We start from the raw sequence: 17393 nt of genomic DNA, 5'->3' as shown, positions 1-17393 counted from the left end.
CTATGTTCAAGAAAAGCCTGATCCTGGCCGCCTTTGCGGCCCTCGCCACCGGCGCCTGCGCCGCCGATATTGCAGACGACAAGTTCCGCCAGCTCGAAGAGCTGCTGCCTACCCCGGGCGAGACCCGCACCGCGTCCGGCGCGCCCGGCCAGGCGTACTGGCAGCAGCGCGCCGACTACAAGCTACGGGCCACGCTGGACGAAGCCAAACGCAGTATTACTGGCAGTGGCAGCGTCACCTATCACAACAATTCGCCCGACACCCTCAGTTACTTGTGGGTGCAGCTGGACCAGAACATGTTCCGCAGCGACTCGGACCGTCTGATCACGGCTACCCTGCCTTCGCGCGAAGCGTGGGCCAAGGGCACCCAGGCCGACGGTGTGCGTTTCGAGACCATGCGCTTTCTGATGGAAAGCCGCAGCTTTGACGGCGGCTTCAAGATTGCCGCCATCAAGGATGCGAACGGACAGCCGCTGAAGTACACCATCAACAAGACCATGATGCGGATCGATCTGCCGCAGCCGCTGAAACCGGGCGCGCAGACCAGTTTCGAGATGGCATGGAGCTTCAACGTCCCCGAGATGAATGTGCTGGGCCGGCGCAATGGCTATGAGCGCTTCGACGACAAGAATGACTTGTTCGAAATCGCCCAGTGGTTCCCGCGCATGGCCGCGTATTACGACGCGGCCGGCTGGCAGAACAAGCAGTACATCGGCGACGGCGAATTCACACTTGAATTTGGCAACTACGACGTCGAAATCACAGTCCCGGCCGACCATATCGTGGCCAGCACCGGCGTGCTGCAAAATCCGGAAGCGGTACTGAGCGCAACCCAGCGCGCGCGTCTGCAGCAGGCGAAAACAGCCACCAAACCCGTTATCATCGTCACCCAGCAAGAGGCCGAAGCGGCCGAAAAGACGCGCGTGGCGGGCACCCGCAGCTGGCACTTCAAGGCCGACAACGTGCGCGACTTTGCCTTTGCCACCAGCCGCAAATTTATCTGGGATGCCCAGGGCTACAAAAAAGGCGGCACCGACATGATGGCCATGTCCTTCTATCCGAAGGAAGGCAATCCGCTGTGGGAACGGTATTCGACCCAAGCCATCATTCACACCATCGAACAGTACAACAAGTACTCGTTCGACTATCCGTATCCGGTAGCGCTGTCGGTCAATGGCCCCATCGGCGGCATGGAATATCCGATGATCTCGTTTAACGGTCCGCGTCCAACCAAGGACAAGAAGACCGGCGAACTGACCTGGTCGCGCCGCACCAAGTATGGCTTGATTGGTGTGATCATCCACGAAGTGGGCCACAACTACTTCCCGATGATCGTCAATTCCGACGAGCGCCAGTGGACCTGGATGGACGAGGGACTGAACTCCTTCCTGGAATTTTTGGCGGAACGCGCATGGGAAGAAGACTTTGCTGACACCCGCGGCGAGCCGCGCGCCATCGTCGAGTACATGCGCAGCAAGAACCAGGTGCCCATCATGACCAACTCCGATTCGGTCATCCAGCGCGGCCACAATGCCTACGGCAAGCCGGCCACCGCCCTGAACATCCTGCGCGAAACCGTGCTGGGACGCGAACTGTTCGATTTCGCCTTCCGCGAATACGCGCAGCGCTGGAAATTCAAGCGCCCTACCCCGGCTGACCTGTTCCGCACCATGGAAGACGCCTCCGGCACCGATCTTGACTGGTTCTGGCGCGGCTGGTTCTACACCACCGATGCGGTCGACGTGAGCGTGGACGGCATCACTGAATACGGCGTCAGCACCAAGAACCCGGAAACGGAAAAAGCCTGGAAGCGCGCCCAGAAGAACGCTGAACCGGTTTCGCTGTCGGTCCAGCGCGACAAGGGTGTGCCGCGCCGCGTGGACACCCAGCCGGAACTGAAAGACTTCTACAACGAGCATGACGAATTCACCGTCACCAACAAGGACCGTAACAAGTACAACGAGGGCCTGGCCGAGCTGGAAGACTGGGAAAAGGCCTTGCTCAAGCAGGGCAAGCATTTGTACCTGGTCGACTTCAGCAATGCCGGTGGGCTGGTCACGCCGCTAGTGCTGGAGATTGAACTCAAGTCCGGCAAAAAGACCATTGAGCGCATTCCCGCCGAAGTGTGGCGCTATTCGTCCAAAAAAATCACCAAGCTGATTGTGACGGACGAACCGATGGTGAGCCTTACCCAGGACCCGTACTGGGAAACAGCTGACATCGACACCAGCAACAACAGCTGGCCGCGCAAGATCACCCAGTCGCGCGTGGAGTTGTTCAAGACCGAAAAAGGCAAGGACGACTTGATGAAGGACTTCAAGACACCACTGGGCAAGGCCAAGGAAGCCCAATGAAAAACGTGCTGCTGAAACTGGCCCTGGCCGCCGCTTTGTGCGGCGCCAGCGCTGGCGCACTGGCGCACCGCTTTCATACCGCGATTACCGAAATCGCACACAACGACAAGACCGGCAATGTGGAAGTGGTGCACACGCTGATGGCACATGACGTCGACGCCCTGCTGGCGTTGCGCGCCAAAACCATGGTGGACGTCGGCGACCGCGCCGGTGAAGAACAGCTGCGTGCCTATATCGACGACCACTTCTATCTGCTAAGTGCCGATGGCAAGCGCCTGCCGCTCCGTTGGCTGGGCCTGACGGCCGGGGTCGAGAGCGTGGTGGTGTATCAGGAGCTGGAGCAGACGGCGCTTGAGAAAATCGCGCGGGTACACCACGACATTCTGGCTGATTTTTTACCAAACCAGACCAATACCCTCAACGTCAAGCGCGGCGGAGAAATCCGTTCGCAGACCTTCGACCGCAAAAACAGCGAACAAGCCCTGAAGTAATGGCCGCTGGCGGGACAGGCGGGCGCAAAAATGCTACGCTATCGCAATGACAACTCCCGCACCACCCTTTACGGGTATGGCGCAGCTCACCGATGCGCTGCGCACCACCGGATACGCCCTGCTTGATCCGTCCGACGTCTGCGCCCTGGCCGGCTGCACCCGAACCGAACTCGATGCCCTGGCCGCCAGCTGGGACCATCTCGCCCTGGACAACTACCTCAAGGACGGCGGCAATTACCGGCGCCGGCGCCACTCCTGTTTCATTCAGGACGGCGCCACCCTGACCCAGACCGAGCACCGCGCCCACTGGCAGCCCGTCGAATACAACGCCCTGCACGGCGGCATGCACCGCCTGTTCGAGCCGGTGGAGGCGCAGACCGTCGCCAATCCCGCCTGGAGCCGGCTGATCTCGGCGCTGGGCCAGGCCTGCGCGCAGGCGCGTGGCGAACAGCGCTGGTATGTGGAAGCACACCAGTTCCGCATCGATACGCTGGAAGGCATCGGCCGTCCCACACCCGAAGGCGCGCACCGCGACGGGGTCGACTTCGTGGCCGTGCTGCTGGTGGGACGTCACAACATCAAAGGTGGCGAAACCCGCGTGTTCCAGGCGGATGGCCCGGACGGCAAGCGCTTTACCATGCTGGAACCCTGGACCTTGCTGCTGCTGGACGACGCCCGCGTGATTCACGAATCGACCCCGATTCAGCCCATTGGCGAGAACGGCCACCGCGACACCCTGGTACTGACGTGGCGTGCGGGTGCTTTCCAGGGCGAAGATGCATGATATAGTCGTTATCAACCTCTCCTAGTACAAGGAATCACACGTGGACGCATCGTGCGAAATCCAGCCGGACCAGTTCGAGATTCTGATTGTCGAAGACAGCCCGACCCAGGCCGAGCGCCTGCGCCGCCTGATTCAGTCAAGGTCCTACCGTGTCCGCGTGGCTGCCAACGGGCGCCTGGCACTGGCGCTGCTGCGCGAGCACCGGCCGCACCTGGTCCTGTCCGACATCATCATGCCGGAGCTGAACGGCTATGAGCTGTGCCGCGCCATCAAAGAAGACCCCGAACTGCGCGATATCCCGGTCATCCTGGTCACGGCCCTGAACGACCCCAAGGACATCATCCGCGGCATCGAATGCGGCGCCGACAATTTCATCCGCAAGCCGTACGCGGAAGAATATCTTCTCAGCCGCATCAGCCACATGCTGGTCAACCAGAAGCTGCGCGAAGCGCAAAGCACCGAGGGCATTGCCCTCTACCTGGGCGAACAAAAACACTTCATTCACGCCGGCCGCCAGCAAATTCTCGACCTGCTGATCTCCACCTACGAACAGGCGGTGCAGGTCAACAGCGAGCTGCAGGCGCGCGAACGGCAGGTGATCGAGTTGAACATGCGGCTGGCGCACCACGCAGCCGAGCTGGAAGCGATCAACCGTGAAATCGCCCTCAAAAACCTGGAGCTGGCCGAGGCAAGCCGCATGAAATCGGCGTTCATCGCCAATATGTCGCACGAGCTGCGTACGCCCCTGAACGCCATCATCGGCTTTACCGGCGCCCTGCTCATGAAGCTGCCCGGCCCCCTCACGCCCGACCAGGACAAGCAGCTCAACACCATTCGTACCAGCGCGCGCCATCTGCTGTCGCTGATTAACGACATTCTCGACGTGGCCAAAATTGAATCGGGCAAGGTCACCCTGACGCTGGAACGCGTGCAGTGCCAGGACCTGGTAGGCCAGACCATTGACAGCCTGCGGCCTCTGGCAGCGCAAAAAGGGCTCGAGTTGAGCGTGGCGCTGCCGTCGGAACCGGTGGTGGTCGACTCGGACAAGCGCGCCCTCACGCAAATCATCATCAACCTGGTGAACAATGCCATCAAGTTCACCGACACCGGCGCGGTCAAGGTCACCCTCAGCCAGCGCCTTGAAGAAGGCCAGCTGGTGACCGAATTTGCCGTCGCCGACACCGGCGCCGGCATCAAGGCCGAAGACCAGCCCAAGCTATTCCAGGCATTCTCCCAGCTCGACTCCACCTCGACCCGGCACGCCGAAGGCGCTGGCCTGGGCCTGTACCTGTGCCAGAACCTGGCCAACCTGCTTGGCGGCAAGCTGTTCTTCCACAGCGAGTTCGGCCAGGGCAGCACCTTCATCCTCGCCTTGCGCGAAAAGCACTGAAACCTGGCTCCAAAAAAAACGCCCGTGTACCTTGCGGTACCGGGCGGTAATCCAACCTTCGAAGAAGTATTGGAGGAGACAGTTTCAATATACCCCAGTTTATGTTGCGGCGCAATACCGTAGAAATACCGTAAACATTTCGCTAATTCCATAGCAAAGAATCAATCTTGACGCATGAGCGGCGCGCGCCTTATGACGCACCGCAACAAGCGCAATCTTGCCATATTCTTTACAAACGGAAATTAAATCAAGCAAACGATTTAAATCTATCAATCGTTTGATTTTTATGATTTAATCACGCCTATGGAAAAATCACCCCCTCCTCCCGACGAAGGACGCAAAAGCCGCTCCGACGGCGTGCAATCGCGCGAACGGCTGTTAATGACGGCCATGCGCTTGTTCGCCGAACAAGGCTTCGCCAAGACCTCCACGCGCGAAATTGCGCTCGCAGCCGGCACCAACATCGCGTCGATCAGCTACTACTTCGGCGACAAGGCAGGCTTGTACCGGGCCGCCTTTACCGAGCCGGCGCCGCACCGCACCGAAGACATCGAAGCGTTCACGCGCGAAGACCTGAGCCTGCGCGAAGCGCTGCGCGAGTTCTACTCCCATTTGCTGGAACCCCTCAAACAGGGCGACCTGGCGCGCATGTGCATGCGCTTGTGGTTCCGCGAGATGCTCGAGCCCACCGGCCTGTGGCACGAAGAAATCGACAGCGATATCCGCCCTGCGCATGCCGGCCTGACCCAGGTGATCGCACGCCACATGCAGCTGACCGCCATCGACGATGATCTGTCGCGCCTGTCCTTCTGCATTGTGGGCATGGCGCTGCAGTTGATGATCGCGCGCGACGTGATCGACAAAATCTCCCCGCAGTTGCTGGACTCGGAGAGCGCCATCGACACCTGGCTCGAACGCCTGGTCGATTATGGCGAAGCTCTGGTTCACGCCGAACAGGCGCGCCGCGCCGCTCTGCCCACATCACCTGCCGCACCCGTTACTCCGCCATGAAAGAACCAAGAATGAGAATAGCAACGACACTGATACTGCCGCTGGCGCTATCGGCGTGCGCGCTTGCCCCGCCAGCCAAGGTGGATGCGCCCACGCCCGCACAATGGAACACGCCGCCCGCGCATAACGGCAGCCTGACCGACTTGAGCCAGTGGTGGCGCCAGCAGGGTGACCCGCTGCTGGTGCAACTGGTTGAAGCGGCGCAAACAGCCAGTCCCACCATCGCCACTGCCGGCTCGCGCATCGCCCAGTCGCGTGCCCAGCGCGCCGCCGCCGGCGCCGCCCTGCTGCCATCGCTCGACGCTTCGGTCGGCGTGACGCGCGCCAATCAGCAAAGCACGCTCCCTGGCGGCACCACCTCCCAGGCAGCATTGCAGTCGGGATGGGAAATCGACCTGTTCGGCGGGCGCCGCGCCGACCGCGATGCGGCCCAGGCCCGACTGGCCGGTGCCACGGCGGGCTGGCATGAAGCCCGCGTCGCAGTCGCGGCCGAAGTAGCCAGCCTGTATTACAGCTTGCGCAGCTGCGAACAGCTGCTCGATGTGGCCAAGCAGGATGCCCAGTCGCGTGCCGACACGGCGCGCCTGACCCAGCTGACCGCCGAAGCGGGCTTCCAGTCACCATCGACCGCTGCCCTGGCGCGCGCCAGCGCCGCCGACGGCAACAGCCGCTACATCTTCCAGAAAGCGTTGTGCGATATCGACGTCAAGAACCTGGTTGCAATGACAGCACTGGAAGAAAGCGACTTGCGTGCCCGCCTGGCCGGTAGTGCCCTGGTGCCAGCACCCGCCATCGCGGTCAGTGCCGTGCCGGCCCAATTGCTGGCCCAGCGCCCTGACGTGTTTGCGGCCGAACGCGAAGTGGCCGCTGCCAGCGCCGAAGTGGGCAGCGCGCGCGCCGACCGCTTCCCGCGCTTGTCGCTCTCGGGTTCCGTTGGCGTGGCCAATTTCCGCAGTGGCGGCGACAACATCCAGACCGATACCTGGACCATCGGCCCGCTGGCCCTGAGCCTGCCAATCTTTGACGCCGGCCGCCGCAGTGCCAACGTGGAAGCGGCCAAGGCGCGCTACGACGCAGCCGTCATCAACTACCGCGCCAGCGCGCGCCGCGCCGTCAGCGAAGTCGAACAGGCACTGGTCAATCTGAACAGCAGCACAGCGCGCAGCAGCGACGCACAAGTATCAATGGAAGGCTACCGGCTTGCCTTTGTGGCTGCCGAAGACCGCTACAAGAACGGTCTTGGCAGCCTGCTTGAACTGGAAGATGCGCGGCGCACCCGCCTGGCTGCCGAAAACGCCGTCGTGACGCTGCAGCGCGAACGCAATGCCGCCTGGGTGGCCCTGTACCGCGCCGCCGGCGGCGGCTGGACGCCATCTGCTAACTGAACCGAATCTGGACCTACAATGAAAAATAAACTGATCAAACCTGTTCCTGCCCTCGCCCTCGGCGCCTTGCTCATCGTGGCCGCCTTCATGCTGGCCAAGCCTGGCAGTTCGGTTGCCGCTGACGACAAGAAGTCGGAACCTGCGCGCCCCGCGCTCACCGTCACCAGCGTGCGGCCGCAAGCGGCGCAACTGCCGATCAAGCTGGCCGCCAACGGCAACGTCGCCGCCTGGCAGGAAGCAATTATCGGCAGCGAATCGGGCGGTCTGCGCCTGACCGACGTGCGCGTCAATGTGGGCGACGTGGTCAAGAAAGGCCAGGTCCTGGCCGTGTTCTCGGCCGATACCGTCAACGCCGACGTGGCACAGGCGCGCGCCGCGCTGATGGAGGCCGAGGCCAATGCCAGCGAAGCAGTGGCCAACGCCGCGCGCGCCCAGTCGCTCAAAGCCTCGGGCGCCTTGTCGGCCCAGCAGATCAGCCAGTACATGACTGCCGAAACCACGGCCCGTGCACGGATCGCCTCGGCCAAGGCCGCACTGGCCTCGCAGGAACTGCGCCTGCGCTACACCCAGGTGGTCGCGCCCGACAATGGCGTCATTTCAGCCCGCGCCGCCACCGTTGGCTCGGTCGTTGGCGTGGGCACGGAACTGTTCCGCATGATCCGCCAGGGCCGCCTGGAATGGCGTGCCGAAGTCACTGCCAGCGAACTGGCACGCCTTCGTCCCGGCACCGGCGCGGTGGTCAAGGCCGCCAACGGCAGCGAATTGACGGGCAAGGTGCGCATGATTGCACCGACCATCGATCCGCAAACCCGCTCCGCGCTGGTCTACGTCGACCTGCCGCCCACCACGGATGCGAACGCGCCCTTCAAGGCCGGCATGTTCGCCAGCGGCCAGTTCGAGCTGGGCCAGTCGAACGCCATGACGGTTCCACAGCAGTCGGTGGTGGTGCGCGACGGTTTCAGCTACGTGTTCAAGTTGAACCAGGACCAGCGCGTCAGCCAGATCAAGGTGCAGGCCGGACGCCGCCTGGGCGACCGCATCGAAGTGGTCAGCGGCCTGACGCCGGATGCCGTGGTCGTGGTCAATGGCGCCGGCTTCCTCAATGAAGGCGATCTGGTACGCAATGTCGCGGCCGGCGCGCCGAAGTAAGGACCGATCATGAATTTTTCAGCCCTCTCCATCAAGAACCCGATACCGGCGATCATGCTGTTCATTCTGCTGACGCTGGCCGGCCTGCTGGCCTACAAGGCCAACGCGGTGCAGGACTTCCCGGATATCGAACTGCCCATTGTGACTGTCAGCGCAGTGCTCGACGGCGCCGCCCCGGCCCAGCTGGAAACCGAAGTCGCGCGCAAGATCGAAGACTCGGTCGCCACCCTGCAAGGCGTCAAGAACATCTACACCAAGGTGCTCGACGGCGTGGCCACGGTCACCGTGGAATTCATCCTTGAAAAAAATATCTCGGATGCCGTCAATGACGTGCGCGATGCGGTCGCCCGCGTCAAGGCCGACCTGCCTGCCGAGATGCGCGACCCGACCGTGACCAAGGCCTCCACTGCAGGCCGTGTGATCATGACCTTCACCGCGGCTGCCACGCCCGGCAAAGGCGGGGTGCCGCTTGACGACCAGGAATTGAGCTGGTTTGTCGACAATACGGTCGCCAAGCGTCTGCTCAGCGTGCCCGGTGTGGGCGCGGTCAAGCGCGTGGGCGGCGTGTTCCGCGAGATCCGCGTGGAGCTCGACGACGCCCGCATGGCTGCCCTCAAGGTCGCGGCGGTGGACGTATCGCACCAGCTGCGCAGCGTGCAGCGCGAAGCGCCAGGTGGACGGGGCGACGTCAGCGGCGCCGAGCAATCGGTGCGCACCATCGCCACGGTCAATACCGCGGCCGAACTGGCTGCCATGGATATTCCCCTGCCAGACGGGCGCCGCGTGCGCCTGGACCAGGTGGCCAAAGTCACAGACACCGTGGCGGAACCGCGCTCCATTGCCGAGCAAGATGGCAAGCGCGTGGTCGGCTTTGAAGTGTTCCGCACCAAGGGCGCCAGCGAAATTGCGGTGGCCAAGGGTGCGCGCGCAGCCATCGCGGAACTGCAAGGCACGCACGCCAATATCGAAATGAAGGAAGTCATCGACAACGCCTTCCCGGTGGAAGAAAACTTCGACGGCTCAATGGAGCTGCTGTACGAAGGCGCGCTGCTGGCCGTGCTGGTGGTGTTCTGGTTCCTGCGCGACTGGCGCGCCACGCTGGTGGCTGCGGCAGCACTGCCGCTGTCGGTCATTCCTGCGTTTTTGGGCCAGTACTGGTTCGGCTACACGCTCAACACAGTGACGCTGCTGTCGCTGGCACTGGTGGTTGGCGTGCTGGTGGACGATGCGATTGTCGAAATCGAAAACATCTCGCGCCACCTGCGCATGGGTAAAACGCCGATGCAGGCGGCCATGGAGGCAGCCGACGAAATCGGTATGGCCGTCATTGCCACCACCTTCGCGCTGGTCGCCGTGTTCCTGCCGACCGCCTTCATGGGCGGCATTCCTGGCCTGTTCTTCAAGCAGTTCGGCTGGACTGCGGTGCTGGCGATCCTGGCCTCGCTGGTGGTAGCGCGTTTGCTCACCCCGATGATGGCCGCCTACATCCTCAAGCCGCTGCCGCACGCGGAAGAGAAAGATGGCTGGATCATGCAGCGCTACATGCGCGCCATGAAATGGTGCCTGAATCACCGGGTGATCACTGCTGTCGGTTCCGGCATCTTCTTTATCGCTTCGATTCTGCTGGTGCCGTTGCTGCCGACCGGATTCGTTCCGCCGGCCGACCGTGCCCAGACCATGATCAATGTCGAGCTGCCGCCCGGTTCCACACTGGCTGAAACGCGCGTCGTGGCAGAACAGGCACGCAAGGCCGCCACCGAAGTGAAGGGCGTGACCGGCATCTTCAGCTCGATCGGTGGCGGCTCCAGCGGCGATGCGTTCGCACCTGGCGCCTCTGCTGAAGCACGGCGCGCGGTTCTGACCCTGACGACCGTGCACCGCAACGACCGCAAGGAGTCGCTGGATGCCATCGAACGCCAGATCCGCACCAAACTTGACCAGATTCCAGGCGCCAAGTTCACGGTTGGACCGCAAGATACCGGCGTCAAGATGCAGCTGGTGCTGCGCAGCGAAGACCCGGTCGCGCTGACCGCTGCCGCCCAGCAGGTGGAACGCGAACTGCGTACCCTCAAAGGCATTGGCAACGTCAGTTCGAGCGCCTCGCTGGTGCGTCCGGAAATCATCGTGCGGCCCGACTTTGCCCGCGCCGCGGATATGGGCGTGACCGCCGCCGCCATTGGCGAGACGGTACGCGTGGCCACCGCAGGTGATTACGACCAGGCTTTGACCAAGATGAATCTGTCCGAACGCCAGGTGCCGATCCGGGTCAAGCTGCCCGATGCGGTGCGCGCCGACCTGTCGGCCATCGAACGCCTGACGGTGCCGGGCAAGAACGGCCCGGTCATGCTGGCCAACGTCGCGTCGATCACGATGGAAAGCGGACCAGCACAAATCGACCGTCTGAACCGCAACCGCAACGTGACGCTGGAAGTGGAACTGTCGGGCCGCTCGCTCGGTGAAGTCAATGCCGAAGCGCGCGCCCTGCCGTCGATGCAGTCGCTGCCGGCCTCGGTCAAGATTGCCGAACTGGGCGACGCCCAGGAAATGCAGGCGCTGTTTGCCAGCTTCGGCATCGCCATGCTGATTGGTGTGCTGTGCATCTATGGCGTACTGGTCCTGCTGTTCAAGGACTTCATGCAGCCTATGACGATTCTGGCGGCCCTGCCCCTGTCGATTGGCGGCGCCATTGTCGGCCTGCTGATCACCGGCAAGGCCTTGTCGATGCCTTCCATGATTGGCCTGATCATGCTGATGGGGATCGTGACCAAGAACTCGATTCTGCTGGTCGATTATGCGATCCTGGCACGCCAGGCAGGCATGAACCGCTTCGACGCGCTGGTCGACGCCTGCCACAAGCGCAGCCGCCCGATCATCATGACCACCATCGCCATGGGCGCCGGCATGATGCCGCTGGCGCTGGGCTGGGGCGCAGACCCGAGCTTCCGTTCACCGATGGCCATTGCCGTGATTGGCGGGCTGATCACGTCGACATTGCTCAGTTTGCTGGTGGTGCCTGCCGTGTTCACCATCATTGATGATCTGGAGCACTGGCTCAAGCGCAATATGGCGCGCATGCGGAAAGAGAAATCGGCGCCGCATCTGCCCGTCAGCACAGCGAAGAGCAGCGATGTAAGCTACCCGTAAAACAAAAAACGCCAGCGTCAAGCTGGCGTTTTTCATTGACCTGAGGAAATTTTTCGTTGTTTCTTCGTCTATTGTGTTTGCGATATTGCAATTGCTTTTGTACAACCATATAATTGCCAAAACAGTAAAGAGTTGCCTAACCCCCGCAATCCTTCCCTTCGACGTACCAACCCAACGGATCTATTTTGAAATCAATCGCACTCAAGGCAAGCGTTTGCGCGCTGTTCTTGCTGGCCGGTTCTGCCCATGCGGGCTCGATCGGTACCGCCACCATCAATGATGTGACCTTGTCCGGCGCGCCTTCTGACGCGCTGAGCTATGCAAATGGCATTAATCCTCAGTCGCAAGGCAAGAACGGCGGCAGCACTGGCTTCGCCAAAGACTTCGCCAGCTACGGCAGCGGCGACTGGGCACGCCTGGCAGCGTTCGACAGCAAGGCCGATGACGGCACCAGCATCAGCACCACCAAACTGGGCAGCTCGTTGACCTTCACCTTCGACAAAACCAACGGCCGCAACGGCAGCTGGACCCTGACCAACACCGATCTGCTGCACGCGGTTGACCTGGACCTGGTGTTTGCCATCCACACCGGTGGCGGCAGCGGCGCCTGGCTGTTCGACGACCAGCAAATCGGCGCGGGCCAGACGCTCAACGGCAGCTGGGCACTGAATCTGCTGAACAATGGCCGTCAGTATTCGGGCTATTCGAACCTGACCATTTTTGGCCGTGACTTCAATGTCATCCCACCGACCGACACCAAGGTACCTGAACCAGGCACCCCGGCATCGATCGTTCTCGGTCTGGGCTTGCTGGGCGTGATGATGCGCCGTCGCAAATCCAAGTAAGCGAGACTGCCGCGCCCCTTACACCATCGGTGGATCGGTTTCGCGCGCAAAGGAGCGATGGCCTGCCAGCGCCTCCTTGAAGGCAGCAATGGCGGCCGGCACATCTTCCGTGTCGGCGCCAATCAGGGCTGGATCATCGGTCCCGTCCGGCAAGGCAGGCGGGACCGCTGCCTGCTTCAGCAAACCAGTGCCAGCACCAACCACCATGATCGGCTTGCAGTGACGATACTGTTCACGCACAAAGTCGAGCGCGTGCGCATCGCGGCCCAGCGCCTTGATGGCGTCAGCCCCATCGGGCACCACCACCGCGTCATACAGCACCGACGGGCCCGCTTCCAGCGTGATCTCGACGTATAGCACACTGCCATCGCTGGCCTGCACCTTGCCCAGCTGCGAACCCACCAGACGCGGCACCGCGCCATCGTTGAGCAAGGATGTGTAGACCGCACGCACCATGGCGCCATCAATGCCGTTACCGATCAGAATGGCCACCTTGCGCGTCTTGATCCCGGTTTCACCCGGACGGCTCAGCAGCGACAAACCAGGCGAGGCATCGTATTCCGGCAGCGGCAGGCTGGTTGCCATGGGCTGCGGCGGCGGCACGTCCATGCCCAGGCCGGCAGCGACCGAACCGGCCAGTACTGGATTGACGTTGGCCAGCAGCGACAATACGCGCTCGCGGACAGCCGGGGTCTGTACCCGCGTCAATTCAAAACGGAAGGCCGCAGCGATGTGGTGCTGTTCGACTGCCGTCTGGCTGTTGAAGAACAGGCGCGCTTGCGAATAGTGATCAGCAAACAGTTCCGGCTTGCCACGCACCTTGTCTGCTGCCACTGGTTCGGGGAAGCTGGTAAAGCCCTGTGCGCCAGCCTGAGCCGGGTAGCCGCCACCGAGCGAATTGGGCTCGTAACTGACGCGGCCACGATGGATTGCCTGGCGGTGCATGCCGTCACGCTGATTATTGTGCACCTGTGCCACTGGCGAATTGACGGGAATCTCATGGAAATTGACCCCGCCCAGGCGGCTGATCTGCGTGTCCAGGTAGGAGTGAATGCGCCCCTGCAGCAGCGGATCGTTACTGAAATCAATGCCGGGGATAATGTGCGCCGTGCAGAAGGCCACCTGCTCGGTCTCCGCAAAGAAATTGTCCGGGTTGCGGTTGAGCACCATCCGGCCCAGCGGGGTCAGGGGCACCAGCTCTTCCGGGACGATTTTGGTTGGGTCGAGCACATCGAATTCGAAGGCTTCGGCCTGTTCTTCCGTGAACACTTGCACCGCCAGTTCCCACTCCGGGAAGGCGCCGGCTTCGATCGCTTCCCACAGGTCGCGGCGGTGATAATCGGGATCGGCACCGATCAGCTTGGCGGCCTCATCCCACACCAGCGAATGTGTGCCCTGGATCGGGTTCCAGTGGAATTTGCAGAAGCGCGCTTCGCCTGCCGCATTGATCAGGCGGAAGGTGTGCACGCCAAAGCCTTGCATGGTGCGGTAGCTGCGTGGAATGGCGCGATCGGACATTTGCCACAGCAGCATGTGGGTCGATTCCGGCATCAGCGAAACAAAATCCCAGAAGGTGTCGTGGGCGCTGGACGCCTGCGGCATCGCGTGGTGCGGCTCCGGTTTCACGGCGTGCACCAGATCGGGGAACTTCATTGCATCCTGAATGAAGAAGACAGGCATGTTGTTGCCCACCAAATCCCAGTTGCCCTGATCCGAATAGAACTTCACGGCAAAGCCGCGCACATCGCGCACGGTGTCGGAGGAACCTCGTTCGCCCGCCACGGTCGAAAACCGTGTGAAGACCGGGGTGCGCTTGCCTGCCTCGGCAAACACGGTGGCGCGGGTCAATGCGCTGAAGTCGCCATAGCTTTCAAAGTAGCCGTGCGCTGCCGAGCCGCGTGCATGGACCACGCGCTCAGGAATACGCTCGTGGTCAAAATGGGTGATCTTTTCGCGCAGAATGAAGTCTTCCAGCGCGGTGGGGCCGCGCAGGCCGATTTTGAGCGAATGCTGGTTGTCGGCAACGGGTACACCCAGATTGGTGGTCAGTACCTGGCCGCCGGAATCAACGCGCACGCGGTCGAGCGACTCCACCGTCGGGTTGTAGCCGTCGGGCGGATTGCCAGCGCCCAGTTTGGCTGACGGAATCGTTTCCGTGCTGCTGCTGGCGGTGGCGCGCGGGGTGGGCGGCGTGGCGGTCGCGCCAGGTTGCGGCGTGCGCGACGCATCGCCATACTCCGCAGCCTTGTTCGGGTTGAACGGCATTTCCGCAGCAAGCTGCATATTGCCGACTGATTTTTGCAGCAACTCGTCGCCCATGACGGTCTTGCTGCCCAAGGTGCCCGGCGGCGGTGCGTTGGAGGGACCCGAAACAGAGCTGAGGATGGAGCCGGCGCCTTCATCTGACTGGCCGGTCTTTTTGCGTGTAACCATGTAACACCTCGAAAAATACGATAACTGTGGAGATAAGCGCAACGCTGCATTGCGGGCAAGCCGCGGTCGTGCGAAATGAATGGAACAGGACGCGCCGAAACGCCGGCCAGCTGCAAGCCGACCGGCGTCAGGCCGGGCGCGGCGGCCCCAGATTAGCGGCGGCGGCCCAGAATTTTCGACAGGGTGAAGCCGGCAGCCAGTGCCACCAGCACCGAGGTGGCCGGGCTGCTGCGAACATAGCCACGGCCGGTTTCAGCGAAGTTTTTGTAGGCTTCGCTCAACTGCTTGGATTTTTCGCCCATGCTGTTGCTGGCATTGGCCAGCGCGCCTTGCACTTTGTCGACGCCGGCGTGGGCGCTCGTCGCGAGGCGATCTGCCATGGCGGGCGCGGCATCGGCAGCTTTGTCGATCGACTGGTGCAGCTCGGAGGCGCCTTTGCTGATCTCGGCGCTGGCACCCGGCGTTGCGCCCGTGCTGCGGCCGATGCCGCCGTTCGAATCCCTGCTCAGGTCCTTGCCCATGCTGCTGCCCGAGCCTTCGTTGCCTACATTGCGTGCGTTACCGTCGTTCGATTTTTGATTGTCCATGATCCATTCCTCTGAAAGTGTTTTATACCCGCGCGGTGTTGCATCTGAACCGATGCAGCGAATACAAAAAATATAACGATCAGCAGGTGATCACTGTGCGGTGACTAACAGAGCCATACAGCGTTTGCAAAGCATAAATTCAGATGGGAATTTAGTTTCCAAATGGATCGTTGAAACGGGGCCCATCGCACGCAACCAGATCGGCAGAATGCAATGTGCCCCCAGCGCCAAATCAGATCTGCGTCATGCCCCCATCCACGCTCAATTCGATCCCATTGATGTATTTGGCATCTTGCGATGCCAGGAACAGTGCCGCCGTGGCGATTTCGTCGGGCTGGGCCACGTAGCCGAGCGGGATGGCGCCCTTGGCAAATTCGGCCAGTCCGGCGATTTGCTCGGCATTCATCTTCAAACCGTTTTCCATGATCGGGGTGAGCGTCATACCAGGGCTCAAGGCGTTGACGCGGATCTTGCGGCCTTTCAGATCATTGGCCCAGGAACGGGCAAACGAACGGACCGCCGCTTTCGAGGCGCTATAGATACTCAGATTCTCCATGCCCTTGTTGGACACGATGGACGCGGTCAGCACCACCGCGGCGCCATCCTTGAGCAAAGGCAGCAAGGTTTGCACGGTAAAGAACACACCCTTGACGTTGATATCAAAGGTTTTGTCCAGCTCGGCTTCGGTGGTATCGCCAAACTGGTTTTTCTCGGCAATGCCGGCATTGGCAAAGACCGCATCGAGTTTGTCACCGCGCGCTTCGATCTCGGCTTTGAGTTTTTCCAGATCGGATAGCGAGGCCACATCGGACACCAGGGCGACTGCATTGGGCCCGAGCAAGGTCGCGGCATGATCGAGATTTTTGGCCGAACGCCCTGTGACATACACGCGCCGGGCGCCCTGCTCCAGCAAGGCCTTGGCAATGGCCAGGCCAATCCCCGTGGAACCACCAGTAACAACTGCGACTTGATTGCTGAATTTGGCAGACATGTTTGCTTCCTTTTTATTGATTATTGGAAAGTTGTTCTTATGTTCGACAACAATAGAACATTAGAACAATAGAACACTAACATGAAATATGGGATACTGCACAAATGAGATTGCATAACCACCCGACCACCGACACCCTGACACTGACCCAGGTGCTGTACGCCTTGAGCGACCCTGCCCGCCTGTCGATTGTCGAAAACCTGGCAACGAACGGATCGCAGCCATGCGGCGCCATGTGCCTGCCCGTAGCCAAATCAACCGCGTCGCACCATTTCCGCGTGCTGCGCGAAGCGGGCGTGATTCTGATGACGGCCGAGGGCACCCAGTTTATTAACTCATTACGGCGCGAGGATCTGGACAGCCGCTTCCCCGGCCTCCTTGATGCGGTGTTGCAGGCTGCCGCCGTCAAAGGGCCATGAACACCTGTCAGGCATTCTTTGAGGCGATGCACGAACGCTTCCCCATGCTGGCCGAAAAAGCCGACCGCTTGTATGAAACCTATTGGGCCGAGAGTCCGGCGGACGAAGACGCCTATTTCGTCTGGTTTGAAAGCTTGGCCAATGCCGTCAACAGCGACATGCGGCACGGCGCCGCTGCCTTGCAAGCGAAGCCTGTATTCGAGTACATACACGAAGTGTTCGACAACGGCAGTGACCAGGTCAAGCGCTGTATCGACGTGTCCTTTGTCGAAAACCTGTTCTGGCGCGTCGCGCCAGAACGCGCCTTACCGTACTGGAAGGCCCTTCCTACCCCGTTGAAAGCGCTGTACATTCAATTTCACGGCCGTCCGCCGGAATAAGGCGCCCAAAACAAAAAACCCGCATCCCTG

General features: G+C 61.5%; 14 protein-coding genes. 11 read left to right on the top strand and 3 right to left on the bottom strand.

Translation table 11 applies throughout. The features are described from left to right. Positions 1-2 precede the first annotated feature (2 nt). From BUC24_RS01595 to BUC24_RS01555, 9 genes are all read left to right on the top strand, one after another. On the top strand, positions 3-2354 hold the full coding sequence (locus BUC24_RS01595; protein ID WP_073212331.1) for a M1 family metallopeptidase: 2352 nt from the start codon (positions 3-5) through the stop codon (positions 2352-2354). Further along, positions 2351-2845 carry a DUF6702 family protein gene (locus BUC24_RS01590; protein ID WP_073212330.1) on the top strand — a complete coding sequence of 165 codons (495 nt, stop codon included), beginning with the start codon at positions 2351-2353 and terminating at the stop codon, positions 2843-2845. Before BUC24_RS01595 ends, BUC24_RS01590 begins: the two co-directional genes overlap by 4 nt. Positions 2846-2891: 46 nt before the next feature. After that, entirely contained in the window at positions 2892-3629 is a 738-nt protein-coding gene (locus BUC24_RS01585; protein ID WP_073212329.1) for a 2OG-Fe dioxygenase family protein, read from the top strand. Between the two features lie 40 nt (positions 3630-3669). Further along, the gene (locus BUC24_RS01580) at positions 3670-5019 is read left to right on the top strand and encodes a hybrid sensor histidine kinase/response regulator (protein ID WP_073212328.1); all 1350 of its coding nucleotides are present in this window, start codon (positions 3670-3672) and stop codon (positions 5017-5019) included. Between the two features lie 303 nt (positions 5020-5322). Continuing rightward, positions 5323-6030: a CerR family C-terminal domain-containing protein gene (locus BUC24_RS01575; protein ID WP_073212327.1), complete on the top strand. Its 708-nt coding sequence runs from the start codon at positions 5323-5325 to the stop codon at positions 6028-6030. Between the two features lie 11 nt (positions 6031-6041). After that, the gene (locus tag BUC24_RS01570; RefSeq protein ID WP_083598637.1) at positions 6042-7415 is read left to right on the top strand and encodes an efflux transporter outer membrane subunit; all 1374 of its coding nucleotides are present in this window, start codon (positions 6042-6044) and stop codon (positions 7413-7415) included. Positions 7416-7433: 18 nt separating this feature from the next. Next, entirely contained in the window at positions 7434-8564 is a 1131-nt protein-coding gene (locus BUC24_RS01565; RefSeq protein WP_073212325.1) for an efflux RND transporter periplasmic adaptor subunit, read from the top strand. A 9-nt stretch (positions 8565-8573) separates the two neighbouring features. Further along, positions 8574-11708, top strand: coding sequence for an efflux RND transporter permease subunit (locus BUC24_RS01560; RefSeq protein ID WP_073212324.1), 3135 nt, complete (start codon positions 8574-8576; stop codon positions 11706-11708). Positions 11709-11893: 185 nt separating this feature from the next. After that, positions 11894-12553, top strand: coding sequence for a PEP-CTERM sorting domain-containing protein (locus BUC24_RS01555; RefSeq protein WP_178372462.1), 660 nt, complete (start codon positions 11894-11896; stop codon positions 12551-12553). 18 nt (positions 12554-12571) lie between these two features. On the opposite strand, the gene BUC24_RS01550 is transcribed toward BUC24_RS01555, so the two are convergent. The 3 genes from BUC24_RS01550 to BUC24_RS01540 all read right to left on the bottom strand — a co-directional run bounded on the left by BUC24_RS01550 (position 12572) and on the right by BUC24_RS01540 (position 16564). Continuing rightward, the gene (locus tag BUC24_RS01550) at positions 12572-14986 is read right to left on the bottom strand and encodes a catalase (protein ID WP_073212322.1); all 2415 of its coding nucleotides are present in this window, start codon (positions 14984-14986) and stop codon (positions 12572-12574) included. 152 nt (positions 14987-15138) lie between these two features. Beyond that, a complete protein-coding gene (locus tag BUC24_RS01545) occupies positions 15139-15573 on the bottom strand; it encodes a hypothetical protein (RefSeq protein WP_229447959.1) in 435 nt (144 codons plus the stop codon). A gap of 232 nt (positions 15574-15805) precedes the next feature. Then, a complete protein-coding gene (locus BUC24_RS01540; RefSeq protein WP_073212321.1) occupies positions 15806-16564 on the bottom strand; it encodes an SDR family NAD(P)-dependent oxidoreductase in 759 nt (252 codons plus the stop codon). A 104-nt stretch (positions 16565-16668) separates the two neighbouring features. On the opposite strand from BUC24_RS01540, the gene BUC24_RS01535 reads away from it, so the two are divergent. Next, entirely contained in the window at positions 16669-16983 is a 315-nt protein-coding gene (locus BUC24_RS01535; RefSeq protein ID WP_073212320.1) for an ArsR/SmtB family transcription factor, read from the top strand. Beyond that, positions 16980-17363, top strand: a complete 384-nt coding sequence (locus BUC24_RS01530; RefSeq protein ID WP_073212319.1) for a DUF7674 family protein — start codon at positions 16980-16982, stop codon at positions 17361-17363. Before BUC24_RS01535 ends, BUC24_RS01530 begins: the two co-directional genes overlap by 4 nt. The last annotated feature ends 30 nt before the right edge of the window (positions 17364-17393 follow it).

Origin of the sequence: Massilia sp. CF038 (genome assembly GCF_900129765.1) — a bacterium.
In the GTDB taxonomy this organism is placed as follows: domain Bacteria; phylum Pseudomonadota; class Gammaproteobacteria; order Burkholderiales; family Burkholderiaceae_D; genus Telluria_A.
The sequence above is the reverse complement of the archived record's forward strand: the minus strand, read 5'-3'. Positions and strand labels throughout refer to the sequence as shown.